General features: G+C 59.2%; 19 protein-coding genes and 2 pseudogenes. 6 read left to right on the plus strand and 15 right to left on the minus strand.

The genetic code is table 11. The features are described 5' to 3' along the window. Positions 1 to 4: 4 nt before the first annotated feature. The 3 genes from IB279_RS18300 to IB279_RS18310 form a co-directional block, all read right to left on the minus strand. Positions 5 to 778: an SDR family NAD(P)-dependent oxidoreductase gene (locus tag IB279_RS18300; protein ID WP_090297509.1), complete on the minus strand. Its 774-nt coding sequence runs from the start codon at positions 776 to 778 to the stop codon at positions 5 to 7. Positions 779 to 839: 61 nt separating this feature from the next. After that, the gene (gene wrbA, locus IB279_RS18305) at positions 840 to 1,448 is read right to left on the minus strand and encodes an NAD(P)H:quinone oxidoreductase (RefSeq protein WP_113187578.1); all 609 of its coding nucleotides are present in this window, start codon (positions 1,446 to 1,448) and stop codon (positions 840 to 842) included. Between the two features lie 166 nt (positions 1,449 to 1,614). Beyond that, complete coding sequence (locus IB279_RS18310; RefSeq protein ID WP_113187577.1) at positions 1,615 to 1,866, minus strand: Atu4866 domain-containing protein; 252 nt, start codon at positions 1,864 to 1,866, stop codon at positions 1,615 to 1,617. A 355-nt stretch (positions 1,867 to 2,221) separates the two neighbouring features. Here IB279_RS18310 and IB279_RS18315 point away from each other — a divergent pair, with 355 nt between their 5' ends. Together IB279_RS18315 and IB279_RS38175 are read left to right on the plus strand one after the other, a co-directional pair. After that, the gene (locus IB279_RS18315; protein WP_192339483.1) at positions 2,222 to 3,058 is read left to right on the plus strand and encodes an oxidoreductase; all 837 of its coding nucleotides are present in this window, start codon (positions 2,222 to 2,224) and stop codon (positions 3,056 to 3,058) included. 179 nt (positions 3,059 to 3,237) lie between these two features. Next, a pseudogene (locus tag IB279_RS38175) lies at positions 3,238 to 3,501 on the plus strand (AraC family transcriptional regulator N-terminal domain-containing protein); the annotation flags it as partial. A gap of 457 nt (positions 3,502 to 3,958) precedes the next feature. Here IB279_RS38175 and IB279_RS18325 read toward each other — a convergent pair. The 3 genes from IB279_RS18325 to IB279_RS18335 form a co-directional block, all read right to left on the minus strand. Further along, a complete protein-coding gene (locus IB279_RS18325) occupies positions 3,959 to 4,858 on the minus strand; it encodes an AraC family transcriptional regulator (RefSeq protein ID WP_113187606.1) in 900 nt (299 codons plus the stop codon). A gap of 194 nt (positions 4,859 to 5,052) precedes the next feature. Continuing rightward, the gene (locus IB279_RS18330) at positions 5,053 to 5,649 is read right to left on the minus strand and encodes an NADPH-dependent F420 reductase (protein ID WP_113187574.1); all 597 of its coding nucleotides are present in this window, start codon (positions 5,647 to 5,649) and stop codon (positions 5,053 to 5,055) included. A 29-nt stretch (positions 5,650 to 5,678) separates the two neighbouring features. Beyond that, positions 5,679 to 6,575: a pirin family protein gene (locus IB279_RS18335; RefSeq protein WP_113187573.1), complete on the minus strand. Its 897-nt coding sequence runs from the start codon at positions 6,573 to 6,575 to the stop codon at positions 5,679 to 5,681. 100 nt (positions 6,576 to 6,675) lie between these two features. Here IB279_RS18335 and IB279_RS18340 point away from each other — a divergent pair, with 100 nt between their 5' ends. After that, positions 6,676 to 7,590 (plus strand): LysR family transcriptional regulator, encoded by a 915-nt coding sequence (locus tag IB279_RS18340; RefSeq protein WP_113187572.1) that lies wholly within the window; start codon positions 6,676 to 6,678, stop codon positions 7,588 to 7,590. 158 nt (positions 7,591 to 7,748) lie between these two features. Then, a pseudogene (locus IB279_RS18345) lies at positions 7,749 to 7,976 on the plus strand (LysR substrate-binding domain-containing protein); the annotation flags it as partial. Here IB279_RS18345 and IB279_RS38180 read toward each other — a convergent pair. Beyond that, positions 7,948 to 8,205: an SMP-30/gluconolactonase/LRE family protein gene (locus IB279_RS38180; protein WP_375292952.1), complete on the minus strand. Its 258-nt coding sequence runs from the start codon at positions 8,203 to 8,205 to the stop codon at positions 7,948 to 7,950. The pseudogene IB279_RS18345 and the gene IB279_RS38180 sit on opposite strands and share 29 nt — an antisense overlap. A 122-nt stretch (positions 8,206 to 8,327) precedes the next feature. Beyond that, complete coding sequence (locus tag IB279_RS18350) at positions 8,328 to 9,164, minus strand: phytanoyl-CoA dioxygenase family protein (protein WP_113187570.1); 837 nt, start codon at positions 9,162 to 9,164, stop codon at positions 8,328 to 8,330. Positions 9,165 to 9,265: 101 nt separating this feature from the next. Between IB279_RS18350 and IB279_RS18355 the strand changes: the two genes are divergently transcribed. Next, a complete protein-coding gene (locus IB279_RS18355; protein WP_113187569.1) occupies positions 9,266 to 10,306 on the plus strand; it encodes a LacI family DNA-binding transcriptional regulator in 1,041 nt (346 codons plus the stop codon). A gap of 259 nt (positions 10,307 to 10,565) precedes the next feature. On the opposite strand, the gene IB279_RS18360 is transcribed toward IB279_RS18355, so the two are convergent. Both IB279_RS18360 and IB279_RS18365 read right to left on the minus strand, forming a co-directional pair. After that, the gene (locus IB279_RS18360) at positions 10,566 to 12,026 is read right to left on the minus strand and encodes a DUF1254 domain-containing protein (protein WP_113187568.1); all 1,461 of its coding nucleotides are present in this window, start codon (positions 12,024 to 12,026) and stop codon (positions 10,566 to 10,568) included. A gap of 89 nt (positions 12,027 to 12,115) precedes the next feature. Further along, complete coding sequence (locus tag IB279_RS18365) at positions 12,116 to 13,645, minus strand: DUF1254 domain-containing protein (RefSeq protein WP_113187567.1); 1,530 nt, start codon at positions 13,643 to 13,645, stop codon at positions 12,116 to 12,118. A 236-nt stretch (positions 13,646 to 13,881) separates the two neighbouring features. Here IB279_RS18365 and IB279_RS18370 point away from each other — a divergent pair, with 236 nt between their 5' ends. Beyond that, positions 13,882 to 14,685, plus strand: a complete 804-nt coding sequence (locus tag IB279_RS18370) for a hypothetical protein (RefSeq protein ID WP_113187566.1) — start codon at positions 13,882 to 13,884, stop codon at positions 14,683 to 14,685. A gap of 272 nt (positions 14,686 to 14,957) precedes the next feature. Here the strand turns inward: IB279_RS18370 and IB279_RS18375 are convergent, their stop codons facing one another. From IB279_RS18375 to IB279_RS18395, 5 genes are all read right to left on the minus strand, one after another. After that, a complete protein-coding gene (locus IB279_RS18375; protein WP_113187565.1) occupies positions 14,958 to 15,449 on the minus strand; it encodes a hypothetical protein in 492 nt (163 codons plus the stop codon). Positions 15,450 to 15,614: 165 nt separating this feature from the next. Beyond that, positions 15,615 to 16,400, minus strand: a complete 786-nt coding sequence (locus IB279_RS18380; protein ID WP_113187564.1) for a hypothetical protein — start codon at positions 16,398 to 16,400, stop codon at positions 15,615 to 15,617. An 11-nt stretch (positions 16,401 to 16,411) separates the two neighbouring features. After that, complete coding sequence (locus tag IB279_RS18385; protein WP_375292954.1) at positions 16,412 to 17,689, minus strand: alpha/beta hydrolase; 1,278 nt, start codon at positions 17,687 to 17,689, stop codon at positions 16,412 to 16,414. A gap of 59 nt (positions 17,690 to 17,748) precedes the next feature. Next, entirely contained in the window at positions 17,749 to 17,961 is a 213-nt protein-coding gene (locus IB279_RS18390; RefSeq protein ID WP_113187562.1) for a hypothetical protein, read from the minus strand. Next, positions 17,958 to 18,743 carry a DUF2092 domain-containing protein gene (locus tag IB279_RS18395; RefSeq protein WP_113505747.1) on the minus strand — a complete coding sequence of 262 codons (786 nt, stop codon included), beginning with the start codon at positions 18,741 to 18,743 and terminating at the stop codon, positions 17,958 to 17,960. The genes IB279_RS18390 and IB279_RS18395 overlap by 4 nt, the downstream gene beginning before the upstream one ends.

Consider the following 18,743-nt stretch of genomic DNA (forward strand, 5'->3'; position numbering starts at 1 on the left):
GGCGTTAGAGTTCAAAGCCACCGATCGTCATGCCGCCATCGACGGTCAGCATGTGTCCGGTGACATAGGAGGCGGCGTCGGAGGCAAGCCAGATCGCGGCGGCCGCGATTTCCTCCGGCTTGCCGCCCCGTTTGGCGGGGATGGCATTTTGAGCAAGTGCCGCAAAGCCCGGGTTTTGTTGGCTATTCGCCGCGACCATGGGTGTTTCAGTCCAGCCGGGCGCAATCGCGTTGACGCGGATGCCATGCGCTGCATTTTCCATAGCGACGACGCGGGTCAGTCCCTGGACGCCGTGCTTGGAGGCGGCGTAGGCACTCATGCCACCAGGACCGGTCAGCGCCGCGACAGAGGCCGTGTTGACGATCGAGCCACCACCACTGCGCTTGAGGAGCGGGATCTGGTACTTCATTCCGAGAAAAACGCTTTGCAGATTGACGGCTATGACCCGCTGGAAATCCTCGATGGGATAGTCCTCGATCCGCTTTGCCGGACCAGTGATGCCGGCATTGTTGAAGGCTGCGTCAAGCCGGTCGGACGTGGACTGAATCTGCTCGATCCAGCCTACCATCTGACGTTCGTTCGATACGTCAAATTCGGTGGCGAACGCCCGGCCATCTTCAGCGCGGATGAGCTCGGCAGTTTCGGCAAGCCCGTTAGCATCGCGATCGGCGATATGCATAGTCGCCCCTTGCCGGGCCAGATCGAGCGCGATGGCGCGACCAATTCCGGAACCTGCACCGGTGACTGCGACGACCTTTTTTGAAAATAGCGAGGTCATGCCACCTCCTTGCCAACCGATCGCGATCGGCTGGTCTGGTTAGACGGGTTTTGGGGGTTGGTTAGACGCGTGCTGCGACGAGTGCGGATGCGGTGCGGGCGACAATCTCGCCCTGATGGAAGGCGCCTTGAAGATCGATCTGTGACGGCTGGCGAGAACCGTCGCCACCGGCGATCGTCGTTGCGCCGTAAGGGGCGCCGCCAACAATCTCTTCCATGCTCATCTGTCCCTGGTGGCTATAGGGCAAGCCGACGATGATCATCCCGAAGTGCATGAGGTTGGTGATGATCGAAAATAGGGTGGTTTCCTGACCACCATGCTGTGTGCCGGTGGATGTGAAAGCTGCGCCCACCTTGCCATTTAGGGCACCGCGCGCCCAAAGGCCGCCAGCCTGATCGAGAAAGCCGGCCATCTGCGACGACATACGGCCGAAGCGGGTCCCGGTACCGACAATGATTGCGTCGTAGTCGGCGAGTTCAGCCACGGTCGCGACTGGCGCTACCTGATTGATCTTGAAGTGCGCCTTGTCAGCGATTTCGAGGGGCACGGTCTCCGGTACCCGCTTGATCGTGACCTCTGCGCCGGTGCTTAGAGCGCCTTCAGCGATCGAAGCGGCCATCGTCTCAATATGGCCGTAGGACGAGTAGTAGAGAACGAGAACCTTGGTCATTTGCTTGTCTCCGTCGAGTGTTGCTGTCGATGAAGCCAAAATGCGGGTTTCGTTCATTTCGGAGAAGCCGGATAAAATCGTCGCTTACGATCGAAAAATTCGAAATGCTGGAGCTCTTCCAAACGGTAAACGATCGGCCAAAGACGCTGCCTTCGACGTCGCCCTACTAAGACGCCATCCGCTCGCGGCGCAGCACCATTCCAGCGTGGTAGAGGATACCATCAACAAACTCGCCATCGGCGGTAAACCCAGTGTCGTCGACATAGTCGATGTGGTTACCGATAACGGTATAGCTGCCCTGATAAGCGCTCTCCCTCTTTCCGCGCGCCTCGTCGTATCGTCCGTCGGGGAGAAGATTGTGGCGTATGCGGCCGTCGGCGGTAACCCACATGCCTACGTAAGGGTGAATCTCGGCCATCGTATTTCTCCTAAGGTTGGGTAGAAGGTCGGTGAAGGGGCAGCGATCATCATGATCAGGGTTCCACGACAGGAGATTGCCCGCGACCCGAGCCGGGCGGTAGACAAGCCCTCCAGGAAACTTGCCCGTTTCTACACATCATCGCCGTCCAACGACGGAAGCCGCCCAGATGCCTCCTCTGTGCGGTAATGGTGGCCCTTCGATCCCCAGGCACAGAGTCGAGGGAACCACCTGAGCACGCTTGGAGGAATAGGCAATTCTGGCGGAGGTCCGTTCTACCGGTCTCCGTCGGGGACTGACTAAATTTCCTCTTGTGCCCAAGCACAATGCCGCAGAAAACGAGAGGATAGTCATTATGAGCAAAGTCTGGTTCATCACGGGAGCCGCCCGCGGTATCGGGATGCAGGTTGCAAAGGCCGCACTGGCGGCCGGCGACAAAGTCGCTGTAACTGGTCGCAAAGTCGAGCAATTGGCTGAAGCCTATCGCGAATTCGGCGGCGACGCGCTTCCGCTTAAACTCGATGTATCCAACGAAGCGGAAGCGGAAGCAGGCGCAAAGGCTGCAACCGATCATTTTGGACGTATCGATGTCCTCTTGAACAATGCAGGCTTCGGGCAGCTGGGGCTGTTCGAAGAAATTGGTGCAGCGGCGATCGTCAATCAGTTCAACACCAACGTTTTCGGTCTGTTCAACGTGACACGGGCGGTACTTCCCATCATGCGCCGCCAGCGAGCGGGCCACATCTTGAATGTCTCTTCTATCGGTGGATCCCTTGGCTTTGCAGGCTCGACAATCTACTGCGCGACGAAGTTTGCGGTGGAGGGGTTTTCGGAATCACTCGCCCAGGAGACCGAGCAGTTTGGCATCAAGGTCTCAATCGTCGCACCTGGCTTTGTTCGCACCGATTTCCTCGACAACTCGTCTGTCCGCTATGGCGACAAGTCCATCGAGGACTATGCGGCGCTGTCGGAGCAGATCCGTTCCACCTACGACAGCTACAGTCATAAGCAGGCAGGCGATCCGGCGAAACTGGCCGCAGCGATCGTATCTCTGTCACAGCAGGCACGACCACCTCTGCGGCTTCTGACGGGCTCTGACGCAGTGGAGATGGCGAGTGCCAAGCTTGGGCGCGTCAAAGCCGAAATCGACACGTGGCACGATCTGTCCGTTTCGACTGACATTATAGAGTGAAGCCAGATCATACGGCGATGCTGATCTCGCAAGGAAGCGAGGTCGGCATTCTGTTTTCCAGACGGACCATGGACAACGTTCGCAGACTTGGCGACATGATCGAAGCCCAAACGGGTTCGAATGGTGTCTTCGCCGCATCTATACCCCGCGTTTTCCCGTTTTAGGCGTCGGAGCCCACACAATCGGTTCATACGCTGTATAGACCGAGCATCTGCTTGGTCGCGCAAGGCGGCAAGCGCGTTGAATGCGGTGGTCACAAGCTCACCTACATCTCAGGATTCACACTGGCCGTTGCTTCGGCGACGTCCGTCAAAGGTCGAGTGATTGAGGCGAGCCGCGAGCGCCCGCTTCCATGCGCTCGCATTGAGCCGGGCATCTACCTCATGCGGATTCCTCACTGTCGCATAGATACTCAATTCTCAAGCGCTCAGAGAAGGGGTTAGCGCCTTTCAGGCCATCAGTTGAGTTGGATGATGCAATTTTCCGCCTCATCCGGCTACTTGATACCCCGAGGGACATCAACGTTCTGGGCCTTTGGTTGAGATCGAAATCCTTTATCATATCGGGCGAGCGATGCCCGCGTTCCGTCAATTGGCTATCTCGACCGAACCGCGGAAGCGGCGAATTATCTCCGCCGTCATTTTCGCAAGAACCCGAAAATTATAAGAGGATGCTGCGAGTTCAGGAGGCCCGGCGGCTGATCTCCCTCGGCGTGCCGCCGGAAGCCGCTGCCAGATCTTCCGGCTACACGGATCAATGCGAATTCGGGGCCGACTATGCGACCGCGTTGCAATGCCCTGCATCGAGGCGGTTTGCTTGCGCACCACATCAGCGGTCGATCTTGAAGAATAGGATCCAAGTAAGGGGCGGGGCTGGCAGCGCCGCCTAGGCTTCGAAATTCTATTGCCACGTTGTGGCCGGCATCGACCTCATCTTCTCGACGTCCTTCTTCGGGGGTAGTCCGTACATTCGCGCATATTCGCGCGAGAACTGAGACGGGCTTTCATAACCGACGCTGAAGCCGGCGGAAGCGGCATCGAGCGCCTGGGCGATCATCAGTCTTCGCGCTTCCTGAAGCCGGATTTGCTTCTGGTACTGCAATGGGCTCATCGCGGTGACCGTTTTGAAGTGTTGGTGGAATGACGAGACGCTCATGTTCACTTGCGCGGCGATATCCTCGACCCGCAGAGTTCGCTCATACTGGCACCTGATAATTGCGACCGCCTTGTTGATCTGACTGAGCTTGCTCTCCGCCATTGCGATCTGACGAAGACGATCGCCTTGGTCTCCCAAAAGCAGTCGATAGAGAATTTCCCGTTCGGCAAGAGGTGCCAGGACCGCTCGATCGCTGGCGCGGCCGGACTCAAGCAGTTCCGCCAGGCGCAGGATTGCGCCAAGAAGGTCTGTCGGAACGTCGCTGACCGCGATGCCGCGCTGCGGCTTTTCGTTGCGGATGCCGGCGGGAATGGCCGCGCCGATCACATCAGCGATCGCCGCGGGCTCAAGATCAAGGCGTAGACATAGATAGGGTTGGTCCGGGGAGGCGCTGAGGATCTGGCCGGCGATGGGCAGATCAACGCTCACAATGAGGAACTTCATCGGGGCGTAGACGTAAGCTTCGTGCGCAAGCGTCGTCTGCTTGCGGCCTTGGGCCACGAAACAAACAGCTGGCTTATGGAGGATGGGAATCGGCTCGGTCGGAGTGGTTGAGCGCAGAATGTTCAACCGCGCTATACCCGTCTCGTTTACCCCGTCGACCGCCGCGTTTTTTTCCAGGATGCTAGCCAGCCGTTCAATCATCTGTGTCTCGAATTGCGATGCTTGCCAGAAACGTAGCGGCATTCGATGCCGCCGACAACCATCTCGGCCCATTGTGAATTCGGTCGCCGCCTCAATTGTAGCCGCGGTTTTCGACGATCGCACTCGTTCGGATGGGCATGGTGAACTCGTGTGACCTAAGATGGAGCCGCCCGTCGGGCGGGCGGCTCCATTTGTCAATCCTTAAGCAGGTTTAGAGCGACGAGCGCCTGTCCGAAATGCTGGAGAGAGCCGGAGTCTTTGAAGCTGCCGAGATCGGAAGGCGCAAAACCGAGGCGAGCGATCAGGTCAGCGACCTTCTTGCTCGCTTCCGGAAAATTGCCCGACAGGAACAACACGCGTCTACCGCTTTCCTTGACGGGATCCGCAGCCAGAACAGCAGCCGGGAGCGTGTTGAATGCCTTCACGAGCTCAGCGCCGGGGAACAGTTCGGCGACGATTTCCGAAGACAGACGGCCGCCGAGATCGCGCGGCTTGAACGCAGGAAAATCGATAGCGTTCGTCGCGTCGACGATGATGCGACCACCCCAGGCCGACCTTCTCTTGGCAACTTGCGGTACGGCATCATACGGTACGGCCAAGATAACGACGTCGGACTGAAGAGCTTGCTCCAGTTCCACAGCCTTCACCGTGCTGCCGAATTTGTCGGTGATCGTCTGAAGCGAAGCCGGGCCGCGTGTATTGGCGGTAACGGCATCGATGCCTGCGGCGTGGAAACGTTCTGCCAGTGCAGAGCCGATCGCGCCAGAACCAATGATTGCATATGTCGTCATGGTCGTTCTCCTTTGAAAGGCTGAGATTTTCAGTCGAAGTTGTCGGGGAGGGGGATGAACTCGTCGTCGCCGGGCACGCCGGGGAATTGCCGTTCGCGCCATTGATTGGCGGCACGGCGGATGCGCTCTTGATCGGTGGCTACGAAATTCCAGCGGATGAAACGCTTTTCCGGAAGTGGTTCTCCTCCAAACGCAAGGAACCGGGCTGGCTCCCTCGCCTTCACTACGATTTCTGAGCCGGGCTTGAACAAGATGAGACGGTCGGGGCCGTGGGTACCGTCCTGGCCGGCGATCTCGATTGCGCCGTTGACGACGAAGATCGCGCGCTCGATATGCTCGCCGTCGATCCTGTACCGGGCGCCCGCCTGAAGCTGAATGTCGGCGGAAAACAGATCAGAGAAGGTGGCGGCAGGTGAGCGCCGGCCGTGCAGGGTGCCGGCCAGAAGCTTCATATTGATGCCCTCGCCACTAACCGTCGGCAGTTCGCTGATGCTTAGGTGCTGGAAAAGTGGTGCCGTCTCTTCAGACTGTTTCGGAAGGGCGATCCAGCTCTGCAAGCCTGTGAGCTTCCCTCCGTCCTTGCGAATGTGTTCCGGCGTGCGTTCGGAATGAACAATGCCGGAGCCGGCCACCATCAGATTGACCTCGCCTGGGCTGATCGACTGCACGTAGCTTTCGCTGTCACGATGCAGCAGTTCACCCTCGAGAAGATAGGTGAGGGTCGATAGCCCAATGTGCGGATGAGGTCGGGTGTCGATCCCTTCGCCGGCCCCAAAGCGGACCGGTCCGAAACTGTCGAGAAATATGAACGGTCCGACCATCTGGCGCATGGCGGCGGGAAGTGCGCGGCGGACGGCGAAACCTCCAAGGTCTCGGCTCGAGGGCAGAATGACCTGCTCGATGTCGGCGTTCGACAAATAGGACATTGTCAGCTCCGGCGGTTGAATTTCGATGAGCTGAAAATAAGTCCACTAGACGTTTCGGAAAACTCAGATAATTTCGGCGAAAACGATCGAGGAAATCGAAATGTCAGATCCCGGCCAGCCTACGCTGGATCAGCTAAAAGTCTTCATCACCGTGGTTGAAACGGGGAGTTTCGCGGCCGCGTCCCGCAAGCTGAACCGAGCTACTTCAGTCATCAGCTACACGATCGCGAATCTTGAAGCGCAACTGGGCGTGACGCTATTCGATCGGCTATCGACGAAGAAGCCGCAGCTAACCTTAGAGGGCAGGACCGTCCTTGCTGAGGCGAAGAGCGTTGCTCATGGCATCGACAATCTCCGCGCCAAGGTGAAGAGCATGCTCCGCGGCGTGGAGCCGGAAGTTCACCTAGCACTTGATGTCATGCTGCCGGCTGCCCGCGTCATGGACGCGCTGAAGGCGTTTCGGAAGGAGTTCCCGAGCGTATCTCTTCGCTTGTATGTTGAGGCGCTCGGAGCGGTCACTCAGATGGTGCTGAACCGAAACGCCGGGATCGGCATTAGCGGCCCCCTCGATCTCGAAGTCGCAGGGCTTGAACGCATCGGCGTGGGGTTCGTCAAACTGATACCGGTGGCCTCGCCTGACCATCCTCTGGCGGGCGGTTCACAGCCGCCTGGGGCCGCACGAAGGCACATCCAGTTGGTCTTGACCGACAGGTCTCCGCTCACTCAGGGACATGAGTTTGCTGTTGTCGGAAATCACACGTGGCGTCTGGCCGACTTGGGCGCAAAGCATATGCTTCTCAAAGAGGGCATTGGTTGGGGCAACATGCCCGAGCCGATGGTACGTGATGATATCGTGGCGGGTCGTCTCGTGCAGCTCGACCTTCCCGACTGTAAAGGCGGCCCGTATCGCCTTCAAGCAGTGTATCGCACCGACACGCCCCCTGGCCCTGCGGCCAGTTTCCTGGTCGACCATTTCCGAAATCAGGATGTGGATGAGCCAATCGCCGCTGCTTAACGGACGCGTTTGAACCTCTCCGGCTCACGGCTTCGACGCTTGGCGTAGGGTGCTTGAAGCGCATTATCATTCTCAAGATGGGAACGACGCCATCAGGCGAACCGGGAGGTGCTTGGTTTCGTTCCTGTTTGGGAGATCCTAACTGAAGTGCAACGCCGGATCGGGCGGTCCGGATCATCGGCGATGTCGGATTGTCGGCCGAGGTGGCGCGATCAGTGGCTGGGAAGGCGGCCGGGACGATCAGGATCGGCACTGTATATCCAGCAACAACCGGCGTGCTGCCGGCGTTTCTCGCCCGCATCTGCCGGAAGTTTCCCGATGTGGCGCTGCATGTCAGAAGCGGCTCGACGTCAGACATCATCCGTAGGCTGGAAAACGGCCAGATCGCGCAAATCGGACGACACATCTGCCGCCGGCGACGCGGCAATTCCAAATGAAGCCTTCAGCATCCACGCAGGAGCCGTCCGGCAGACATCGCTCAAAACCAGAAAGTATCGCGGTTTTGGGTATCCCGTCGCGAACGAGGGGAAGGTCCCTCATGGCACGTATCAGCAGGACCGGCCCCTTCGCCAAATATCGCCGAACGCATTCTTCCCCTCGATCCTGATCGTCCATTCCACAGCCATCGTCGCCTGCTGCATCGAGGCAACCAAGAGGCCCCACCGGCAAATGGAAGTGCGTGCGCCCCCAAGGAAAGTTACCGGTCTAGTCAAGAGCGCAGCCATATACGGCGAGGATCAACTTGGATCGGCGCCCATGACAAGTCCCTCGATGTCGTGCTTTTGGGTAATCGGCACGAGCTCGTCCACGACGCGGCAGACGAGGTGCTTCTTGCCGATTTCCGGCAGTGCATCATACCAGTCCCGCGTGACCATCATGTCGTGCAACTCTGCATGCCCGGCCCCCGGCCTGTCCACACCCAGCACCATGACGGGTCGAGCGATAGGGGACTGATGCTCCGTGCCTCGGTGCACCGTCAGCGCCGAGCGGCAGGAAATGTCGCCGCGCTGCGGATACTTGCGTGTCGCACGCTCTTGAAACCGGCCCCAGAGCGCCTTGTCCGGGAACATTTCGTGCTTCCATTCCCGGCCATCGTCATATTGCGTTCCCGGCGCCACTTCGAACGGTCCCATATCCTCGGTGACGTCAACGCCGGTGAGGTTGAAGGCAAGCGAGGTAATCTGGTGGTCTCGATAGGTTTCTACGGGCGAGGGGAAGTCGCGGTGCCACGGCTGGTATTTCGCTCCCTGGAACGGCACGTCGAGGCCTATCTCTACGATCTGGTAGTCCGATCCAAGCACGTTGGTGCAGACCTCGACCACCCATGGATGGGTGATGAGATCGACGAAACCGCGGAAGGCCTGGGGATGGATTTCGACATACCAGCGGCGCGGTCCCCGGCCGACCGCGCCGCCGGGCCTTTGAATGGCCGACCAGAAGGCCGTCATCATGTCCTCGTGCATATCGTCGGCCCAGGCCAGACTAAAAGCACCCTTCAACCCGATGATGCCGTCTGCCGCCAGCTGCGCCACCTGCGCAGCAATATCGTACTCGGGTGCTGGCTTCGTTTTCATCCGGTCTCCTCCCAATTTTCAACAAGGCTACTGCGACTAATAAATATTAGTCAATGGCCGATTCTTATTAGTTGGTGTAGAGAGGGCAAAACGGGGGCGACATGAGCGGTGGAAAAACGAAGACACGCGTAACCATGATGGATGTGGCCAAGGCGGCCGGCTGTTCGCAGGCGACGGTCTCGGTGGTTCTCAACAATGTCACGGACATCAAGATATCCCCTGAGCTTCGGGCGCGCGTGCTGGACGTCGCGCATAGGCTCAGCTACGGGCTTGCAAGCCCTATCCGTCGCGCGGGCCTTGAGGATCTTCGCGGCGGGTGTATCGGCTTCATCGTCGATCAGCTCGCGACGACCCCGGAAGCCGTCAACGCCATCGAGGGCGCGCGGCACGCTTCTTGGGAGAATGATGTCACAATTCTCGTGGCGCAGACGCAGGGACGGGCCACGCATGAGCGCAAAGCGGTGGCCAGCCTTCTGCAGGCCGGTGCGCAGGGGATCGTCTACATGTCCGTGTTCACCCGCCGCATATCGCTCGACCCGGTCTTCGAGGACCTTCCCGTTCCGCTCGTGCTGATCAACTGCTATACCAGCGATAACCGTTTTCCCGCTGTGGTTCCTGATGAGGTGACCGGCGGGCGCATGGCGACGGCGACTCTTATCAGGAAGGGGCATACACGTATCGCAACGATCGTCGGCGAAAGCTTCATGGAGGCGGCGCAGGATCGCCTCGCGGGCTATCGTGAGGCGCTGGCGGAGGCGGGGCTGCCCTATGATGACGGCCTGGTGGCCGAAGGAAACTGGACACCGACATCCGGCTTCGAGGCTACCCAAAAACTCCTGTCGCTTCGAGAGCCGCCGACGGCGATCTTCTGCCAGAACGACAAGATGGCGATGGGCTGTCTCATGGCGATTGGCGAAGCAGGTCTGCGCGTTCCGCGGGACATCTCTGTCGTCGGCTACGATGACGACGAACTGTCGCGCCATCTGCGGCCGCAACTGACCACCCTGGAGCTTCCGCACCGGCCGATGGGCGCCTGGGCGATTGAGCACCTTGCAAAGAAGCCGCGCTCAGGGCATCACAACCTAAAAAAGCTCGGATGCACGTTGCTCGTCCGGGGCTCGGTCAGTCGCAAATCGGCCTGACATGATGAAGGCGATGAGTAATTATTTCAGCGGGCGAAAATCTTGGAAATTGCACTCGAAGAGAGCGCAAGACCAACTGGAACGCATCGATCTACTGGCCCACAGGACGCTATCGTGCACGAGCTTGCGGTTCGTACCGACTGGATGTTGCGGCGGTGGGCCTGTCGCGCGCCTATCTAAATCCACAAGAAGGCCTCCCATAGCCTGCCCAGACAGAGCAAGACGAACTAGGGGAGGCCAGCGCTTCGGCGGTTGGAGGTTACGGTGCGACGGCTTCAAAATCGCCGGGCGTCCAGCTCTTGTCAAAAGCCGCCTGCTCTGGTCCGTAGATGCGGATGTAGGCAAACCAACCCTTGCCGGGCGATGTCTTGATCCACCGGTTTTCGCTGTCCTTCGGCTGTTCCGGGCCGAAGAACAGGCTGAGCGGTTCAGAGCCTTTCACGTCCTTCAGTTCGAACAGGGAGCGCAGCGCCGCCTTGTCCTGATCAGTCTGCACCTGAGAGCGGGTGGCGGAATCGTAGACAGTAACCGACCAGAACAGCTTGCCCGGCACGGGTTGCGGTATCGTCAGTCTGTAGTTCTTGCCGCCGTCGAGATACGCTCCCGAACTGTCGCGTACGCCGAGCCAATAGAGGGAGCCTGCTCCGGCATCGCGCCGAAACATTGCCGGAGATGCGACGATCGCCTGCGCAAACCAGCGATCGCGCGCTTCGAGGTCGATACCGGCGGGCGTTTCGAACTGCGCGTTGTCCGGAACGAGGCCGGCCCATTCCCATTGCCGCTCTGGCCAGTTCTTGCGGTCCGGCCGGTCGCTGTCGAACGCGGAAACCAGCATCTGGTCGCGACCCTGCCTTGCAGCCTGCTCCAGCACAGCCCTCATGCCGTCATCGGGATTGAACGGCTTGCCTTTTTCAATGCCGAGTTCTGCAAGCAGACCGTACATCGGCAGGAAAGCGGGGTTGGCGGTCTCGGCATCGATGACGCCGTGCAGGACTTGCCAGAACTGCAGATTGTCTTCCCAACGCAGCGATGAACTGTCCATCGCCTTTTCCGTGGTCTCGATCACTTCAAGCGGCTTCGGATTGTCGGCCTGCGCAAGCGGATAGATCTTGACCGACCGCAGGCCGTCCAATGCCTTCTTGACGTCGCCGCCCACCGGCAGGGCGCGAAGGGCGATAAGGTTCTTGATCGAGGTGGAGCGACCGACGAAGTACCCTTCGGGCACCTCGCCATCATAGCCCGGAGGCAGGACGAGATGTTTGCCGCCCTTGCCCTTGTCCGGTCCCGGCAGGCCCATGTCCTGAACCCAGCCCTGGTTGTGATCGTCCACCAGCCCGATGAAGGCACCTTCCGGAAGCTCGATGACCATGGGACCGTTCGACAGATCGAGAACGCCCGAACCGTAGGGCGTATCCGAGTTGAGCGTGAAGCCGACCTGGCGCGGTCCTGTCGAGGCGATCCCCCATTGTTTGCCGTCTTCGATCCCGACATTCCGGTTGCCCTGGAATATGCCTTCCACTGATACGGTCGGATACCAGAACCGATAGGCGACAAGGGCGCGCTGCAGCAGAGCGTCCACGCGCACCTTCTGCGTTGCTTCCGGCGTCGGATAACCGCGCTCGAACGCATAGGGGGATGCCGCTGTTGCATCCTGCGACAGGGCCGGAGACGAGTAGGCGAAGGTGAGCGCTAAAACTGCGAGTGAGGCGCGATAATACATGCGGAATTCCCTTTGTCTGAACGGTGGACGACGGTGGCGGCGACAGGCTAGTGCAAAACCCAAGTCGCCGCTGAAACACCGACTTAGTGCTATTGAAGCTTCTCCAGGTCTCCCGGTTTCCACGACTGATCGAAGAAAGGCGCCTTCGGTCCGTAGAGCCGGAGGATGGCGAAGAACCCTTCGCCGGGGTTGGTCTTCAGCCAATTCTTCTCGTGACCCTTAGGCGCATCCGGTCCGAAATACATGTCGTAGGAGCCGTCGGCATTGGCCACAGGCTTGTCCATCGTGTTGAGCGACGGGAAGGGTTGGCCGTTGGCGAGGCCCGAGGCTGTGTCCGGCCGGTAGACCGTGACCGACCAGAAGATTCCGGCTGGAATATCCTTGGGCAGATGCAGTTTGTAGGACTTGCCGCCGGACAGCGGATCGCCATCGGCATCCGTGAAGGCGACTGGATACTTCGCTCCTATGCCGGCCATGTTGACTGCCATCGCCGGGCTCGCCGAATAGGCGAGCGCAAAGAAGCCGGTCCTAAGGTCGATGTATTTGAAGGACGGGCCGGTGAACTCCGTATCGGCCGGGAACGGATTGACCCATTGGCGGTCCTTGTACCAGCGCGTGTTCGGCACGATCGGCGGTGGATCGTAGGCGATCGCGCGACCGATGCGGAACGCGGTCTTGCCCGCCTTGTCGAGGATGTCGCGGGCATGTTGGTCGGGATTGAATGGCTGCCCCTGGATGATGCCGATGCTTGCGAGCATGCCCCGCATGTCCGCGTCAGCCGGGTCGACATATTCGCTGTCGATGAAACGCGACAGCATGTCGAATGCGCTTCCGTCGGTCGGATAGAGCATGTCGGGAGATGCCTTGGAACCGTCGGGGAACTCCATCGGTTTGGCGGTGTCCTTCTTGCCGAGAGGGTAGATCTTTGTCTTCATGACGAGATCGACCGGCTCAGAGAGATTGGCGGGATCCTTGAAGAAGGCACGCCAGAAGACGAAGACATTGTAGGTGCGTGATTTGTAGACGATGAAGTCCTTGGGGATCTCGCCCTGATAGTCCGGCGGAATGACGAGATAGTTGGCGCCTTTGCCCTTGTCGGGACCTGGAAGGCCGACGTCGCCGCACCAGATGTCCTTCGCGTAGGGCTCCGGATACCAGGTCTTTTCCGCCACGGGGGCGGGGTTGCAGATGGGGCGCTGGAAGAAGTCATCGAGAATGCCCTGGAGACCCGGGGGGACCTCGAGCACCATCGGTCCATCTTGCTTCAGGTCGAGATAGCCCATGGCGTAGATCACGTCGGAGTTCGGCGTGGTCACCTGCGTATTGGCGTTGAGGCGTTCCTTCCACACCGGAAGGACGTTGTAGCCTTTGCCGAACAGCTTTTCGGAGCCTTCCTTCATCGCAAAAATGTTGAGCGCAGGCTGGGCCCAGAGGTAGCTCTGGACGGCTCGCTGGAACAGCAGCTCGTCCTTGAGCTTGGCATTGTCCTCTTTCGACAGGTAGCCTTCGGTGAGCGGAATGGTCGACAATTCGTCATATCGTGACGATTGCGCATGGGCGTTCGAGCCGATTGCCATTAGGACGGCAAGGACCGCCGATTTCACCAATCGCGATGTCATTCCAGTCATCCCTGTCTCTCCCTTCTCGGTATCCAAAGTCAGGCGCCCGCGCGGAGCGCAGTGTTTAAACGTGTTAGATTGAGGGGCGTGCACGCGGCAGTTGGCAAGTACGTAACAGTTACAGCGAGCCACGGTCGCCGCGAAACGGCGCCGTTGTTGCGCGTCGATTTACAGTTACGTACTGGCTCGCACCTTCGCTACATGATCTCATGGACATCGCTGGAAGGAGGCGGAACATGAAGGAACTGAAGGCGGTAGCAGCTCTGGTCATTCTATGGGGCACAGTGGCTACTGCTGCAGCTCAGGAACATGCCGACGTCAACGAGGCGAACAACCCGTTGACGCCAAAGATAACGATCAATTTCCAGAACTATTACATCCCCGAGTTCATCGGTGCGCCCGGCGACCCGCACGCCAACCAGTTCCTGTTGCGTGGGCTCATCCCGTCGGATCTGGGAGGCCTGCCGCAACTCTTCCGCTTCACATTACCGATCGCGACCTCTCCCGATGTGCCGAGCGGATATGTAACGGGGCTCGGCGATCTGACTTTGATGGATCTTTTTATTCTGCCCAAACAGGACGATGTGACGTTCGGAGCGGGACCGCTTCTCGTGCTACCGACGGCAACCGACGATTCTCTGGGAAGCGGAAAATGGCAGGTCGGTGCAGCAGGCGTCGTGGTGGCGCCACAGGACTGGGGCCTTCTCGCAGGACTCGTGACTTACCAGACTTCGTTTGCTGGCGCCGACGATCGCGAGGATGTCAATCTCTTGACGTTCCAGCCCATCGTGAACGTCAACCTGTCGCAAGGGTGGTATTTGCGGTCCTCGGCGATCTGGAACTTCGACCTCGAGAACGAGAACAACTACATCCCCGTCGGTCTCGGCCTCGGCAAGGTGTTTCAGCTGGAAAATGGGATCACGATGAACGCCTTCATCGAGCCTCAATACACCGTGTGGCACAACGACGAGGGCGCCCCCCGGTGGCAGATCTTCGCGGGCGTGAACTTCCAGTTTCCGATCGCCAAACCGGCGGATTGATGAGGCCTCACCAGAAAAGGGTCGAATGACAACAATCGATTGATCAAGCGATTAAGTTTCGCGCCGAGATGAAAATTCCGGCGTGAATGCTCAACGCCCTTACAGGCGCCGAGTGTCGGCGCAACGGCAAACCGCCATCACTTTTTCGCTGCGATGCCGGTTGCGAAGATGCCGAAGAGGGGTCAGGAGCGCAATGAGGTCCGGGGTATTGTTAATGGAAGAGGCTCACGGAATGCCTGGAAGTGCCGTTGGATCGGGCCTCGAGCGGCGATCTACTGGCCAATCGGGTTCGCAGGAGGTTGATGTCCGATGGCCTGCTGTTGCGATGGCCAAACCGCCTGGAACATCGCGAACATGAAGGCAGTGGTGAGACCGAACAGCAGCAGGCCGGCCAACGACTGCAGCACGCCCATCATCTGCCAGTGCGGCGGCAACGAAACATTCCCTGTTCCAAAACCTGTCATGGCCCCCAGAGAGTAGAGCATCGCAGATTTTGGATCCGAGATTGCGCCGAGCCCCAGATAGGCTAAAGCCCAGCTGGTTGCTTCAATCCCGTGCAATATCACGATCAAGAGTACCGCGGCGTTCATGCCCACCGTGAAGCGGAATATAAATTTGCGCTGGCGATCCATCTCCCGAAGGAGAACCGTGAAGCCATCGTAGATGAACGCCAAGCCGAAGACGTGGATAATGACGTTCAACAGAATAAGCGGCAGGCTCCAAGCCCAATCGGTGCCCCACGGTGTCTCGTTGAGAACATTCATCTAATTTTGCCCCTTCCAATTCGGATCCATTGAGCCACGACGGGCAACGGCGCACCTGCAAACAGCGGCAGGCCCTCGGCCCGAAAGCAAGGGCGCTAGCAAACGGGCAGACCGAACTGCTTATGCTCGTCTGCAACCCCAAGGAGGGGCCTAGATCTAGAATCTTCAGGCTAGCCCAAGAATTGGACCCTGCTGGACCGCGTCGAACAGAAAGCCATCGTCCCTATAGTCCACACCCAATGCTCGGTAATCGGCAATCGCTGAAACCCGATCGTTGAATTCGTAGCCGATGCCCAACGCAACGTCCCAGTCAATGTCGGCCCCACCACCGCCGACCACTCCCCATCCCGTCAGGTAGACTTCCCGGGTAAGGGAGTACTTGCCGCGCAGGCCGACTATGCCGTCAAACCAGGTCGCGCCATCGCTCCTTTCAATACCGCCAAGTATGCCGCCATTGAAGCGGATCGTCGTGTCCACCGACCAGACCCGTATGCCGCCAACGACGTCCAAATGTCCCTGCGGCGTATCGATAACAGCGTATCCGGCACCCAACAGTCCCGAGAACGTCTCAGAGTTCACATCAACGCTGGTTGCCAAGATGCCGTCTGGCGTGTCGCCATCGGCTCCGAGCTTCGTGTAGATGATGTCGCCGATGACACTAAATCGGCCGTTTCGCGCCTCTCCTGCCGCCATGAAGGCGAAGTCGAGGTTGCCGAGGATGTCATTGAAGTCCGCATCCATTTCAACGGTCGGGAGGCCGAATTGCGAGGTTTCACCCGACAGCCCTGCCATCCAAAAATAGGGTGCGGCCGAGAACGACCACCCGCTCTGGCTTTCGACCGTCTGCTGATCCAGGGTGAGCAGAGGAGAAAAGTCGGCAGCAACGGCACTCCCGCCGCCTATCAGCGCTGCGATTGCTGCCGCCGGGCCCAGGTTGATGTGACTATTCATTGGCTGACCCTTCAGTTTTGTTGTGCGCTGCACGCCGGATTACGTTCGGCGCGTTGCTTTGAACCGCAGTCGTTAACCGCAATCTTCTGCGTGCCGCCCGACTGGCCCCTTAAACCGCTGACATGGTTGGAATAGTTGTCGCGGGTCGCTTGATCGACAACAGCGACTGGCGCGGCCAGAATGAGGCCGGCGGCGCTGCCGGCCGCCGACGCCGCGCCCGTCGTTCCAGCGATCAGGTGATCGCCAAGGCCCATCTTGCTGTCCGTCAGCGTCTGCCCGTCAGAAATCCGGGCACCGATCAGTTGAACCACTTGAGGCGATTCTGCGAACTTGCCGTGATGCATGCTGTCCCCGGCCTTCACCTTGGTCAGATCGATGACGGTAATGTCGTTGTCCGCCAACTCCTGCTTGTAAGGTGCCTGCTCCGGATCAATCGAACCCAGACGTGGAATGTCGCCCCAGACCCGTCGCGAAAAGGCCAGCGCCCGGTCGTCCTGCGACACGAAGAGGGTGAACTGGGGGTGCGTGTCGCCCATGTCCTCGATCTGCGAACGGAACACGTCGACGTCGACGTCGGGAGCTGCGAGCATCACGTTCTTGAATTTTGCCGGGAGGCGATCGTTGCGGATGGCCATCTGGCGAAGCGCTTCCAGCGTCAGCCAGTTCCCCATCGAATGAGCAAGGATCGACACTTCTTTCACCTCCTTGTCCGCAGCCAGATACTGGAACAGCGATTCCAGCGCGTTGCGGGTGTAGTTGGTGCTTTCGCGATCGTAGCCATAGGCAAGTAGGCTACCCCGCGACGGCCATGTCACCAGGACGGGCGCGCTTTTGACCCCGGAATCATGGACGATCTGCGCAAATCGGTAGACGGAATCTTCGAAGCGGTTGTTGAACCCGTGGATGAACACCAGCACGCTGCGGTCGGGACTCTTCCTGACCGAAGCGTTCAGCCAGGCCTTGGCTTCATCCTTCGTCAACTCGTTTCCTTTCAGGGTTGCAAAGTCAGTGGCCGGATTGGGGGGAAGCTTCTTCGGCCATGCGACGTCGCCGACCTTGCGTTTAGGAGGGATGGACACGGTGATGTCCGCAAACGTTGGAGCCCGCGCCCGTTCACCCGTGAACATTTCTCCCGGCGTTTCCGAGCGGCCACGTGTGGTCGTAATCAGCATATCCACCCGGCTTGCGTCGGCTGACGTCTCGGCGATGGGCGTCAGCACGCCCTTGGGATGGCCGCCGCATCCGGTAATTATGACCAGTGGCAAGCAAAAAAGGATTAGCCGCTGCAGGCGGCCTGTTGAAGCGTCTGAATTGGTCAACACGCCCCCAAATCTCCGCTGATATGGCTCTAGCAATAATAGACGCCGACGGCGCAGCGCCGGACTGTTCTGCGCGCCACGCCCGCGACGCTCACAGGTGTCAACGGGCGACCGACGCGGGCCTCAGCGGGCTTCGCAACGCTGTAGGTTCCCAGGATCGATATCTGCTCCGCGGCATCAATCGCTGGAAGCAGCAGCGCCGCAAGAAACAGAACTGCTTTCAGTTTCCCCAGCATGGTCATTTCCCGTCTCCCATGGTCAAGTGATCGGGCAGTTCATCGATGTTGGCAAGGTCCTTCATGTCAACTCTTTTGGCGCCCGTCGTGTTCGCGAAACTGTAATCTTGTGCCTCGACGTCGACACCGGTCTTCCAATCGGAAATCTGAATGCTGTATTGTGGAGCCTGGTCGACCTGGCTGGCTGTGATCACGTAGCGGCAGGGACGGGGGGTGTCCCCCTGCTCAATCCAGATCTGCCAATCGACGTCTTTCGCTCGGAAGGCGAGGTGGTCGCATTCGACACCGCCGATCACGCCGCTGCCGAGGTCCTTCACGTCCGTCACGCCCTCCAGCAGCTTGTCATAGGCGTCGGGCAGCAGCAGGTCCGCTCCCGGCACTGGCTTTCGGAGTTTTTCGCGCATCTCGTCGACAAGATGTTCGACTGTGCCGGGAACTTCGAGTTGGGTGTAGAGGTTGGTGTCCTTGCCGAAGAGCGTCACGGTCTTGCCGTCGAAGACCATTTCGACATTAGCAAAGCCGCCAAACCGCTTGGCGCGCAGCTTATCTGGCCGCCCCAAGTCGATCTTGCCGGAACTCGCCAGCAGCAGTTTCTGATGTTCTCGTGTGACAACTTCCAAGTTTGAGTCGTAGGTGAACGAGATCGCCTTTTGCGAAGCGAGATAGTCTGACATCGCTTTGAGGAGGCTCCTGCCCTCGGCTTCCCCCGCCATAGCTCCAGGTGGCGCCATTAGCCCCAAAGCGAGAGCGAGCTTGGCTGCTAAGAGAGTCGTATCTTTGCTGTTCAT

Source organism: Ensifer sp. ENS06, from assembly GCF_014852205.1.
Lineage (GTDB): Bacteria > Pseudomonadota > Alphaproteobacteria > Rhizobiales > Rhizobiaceae > Ensifer > Ensifer adhaerens.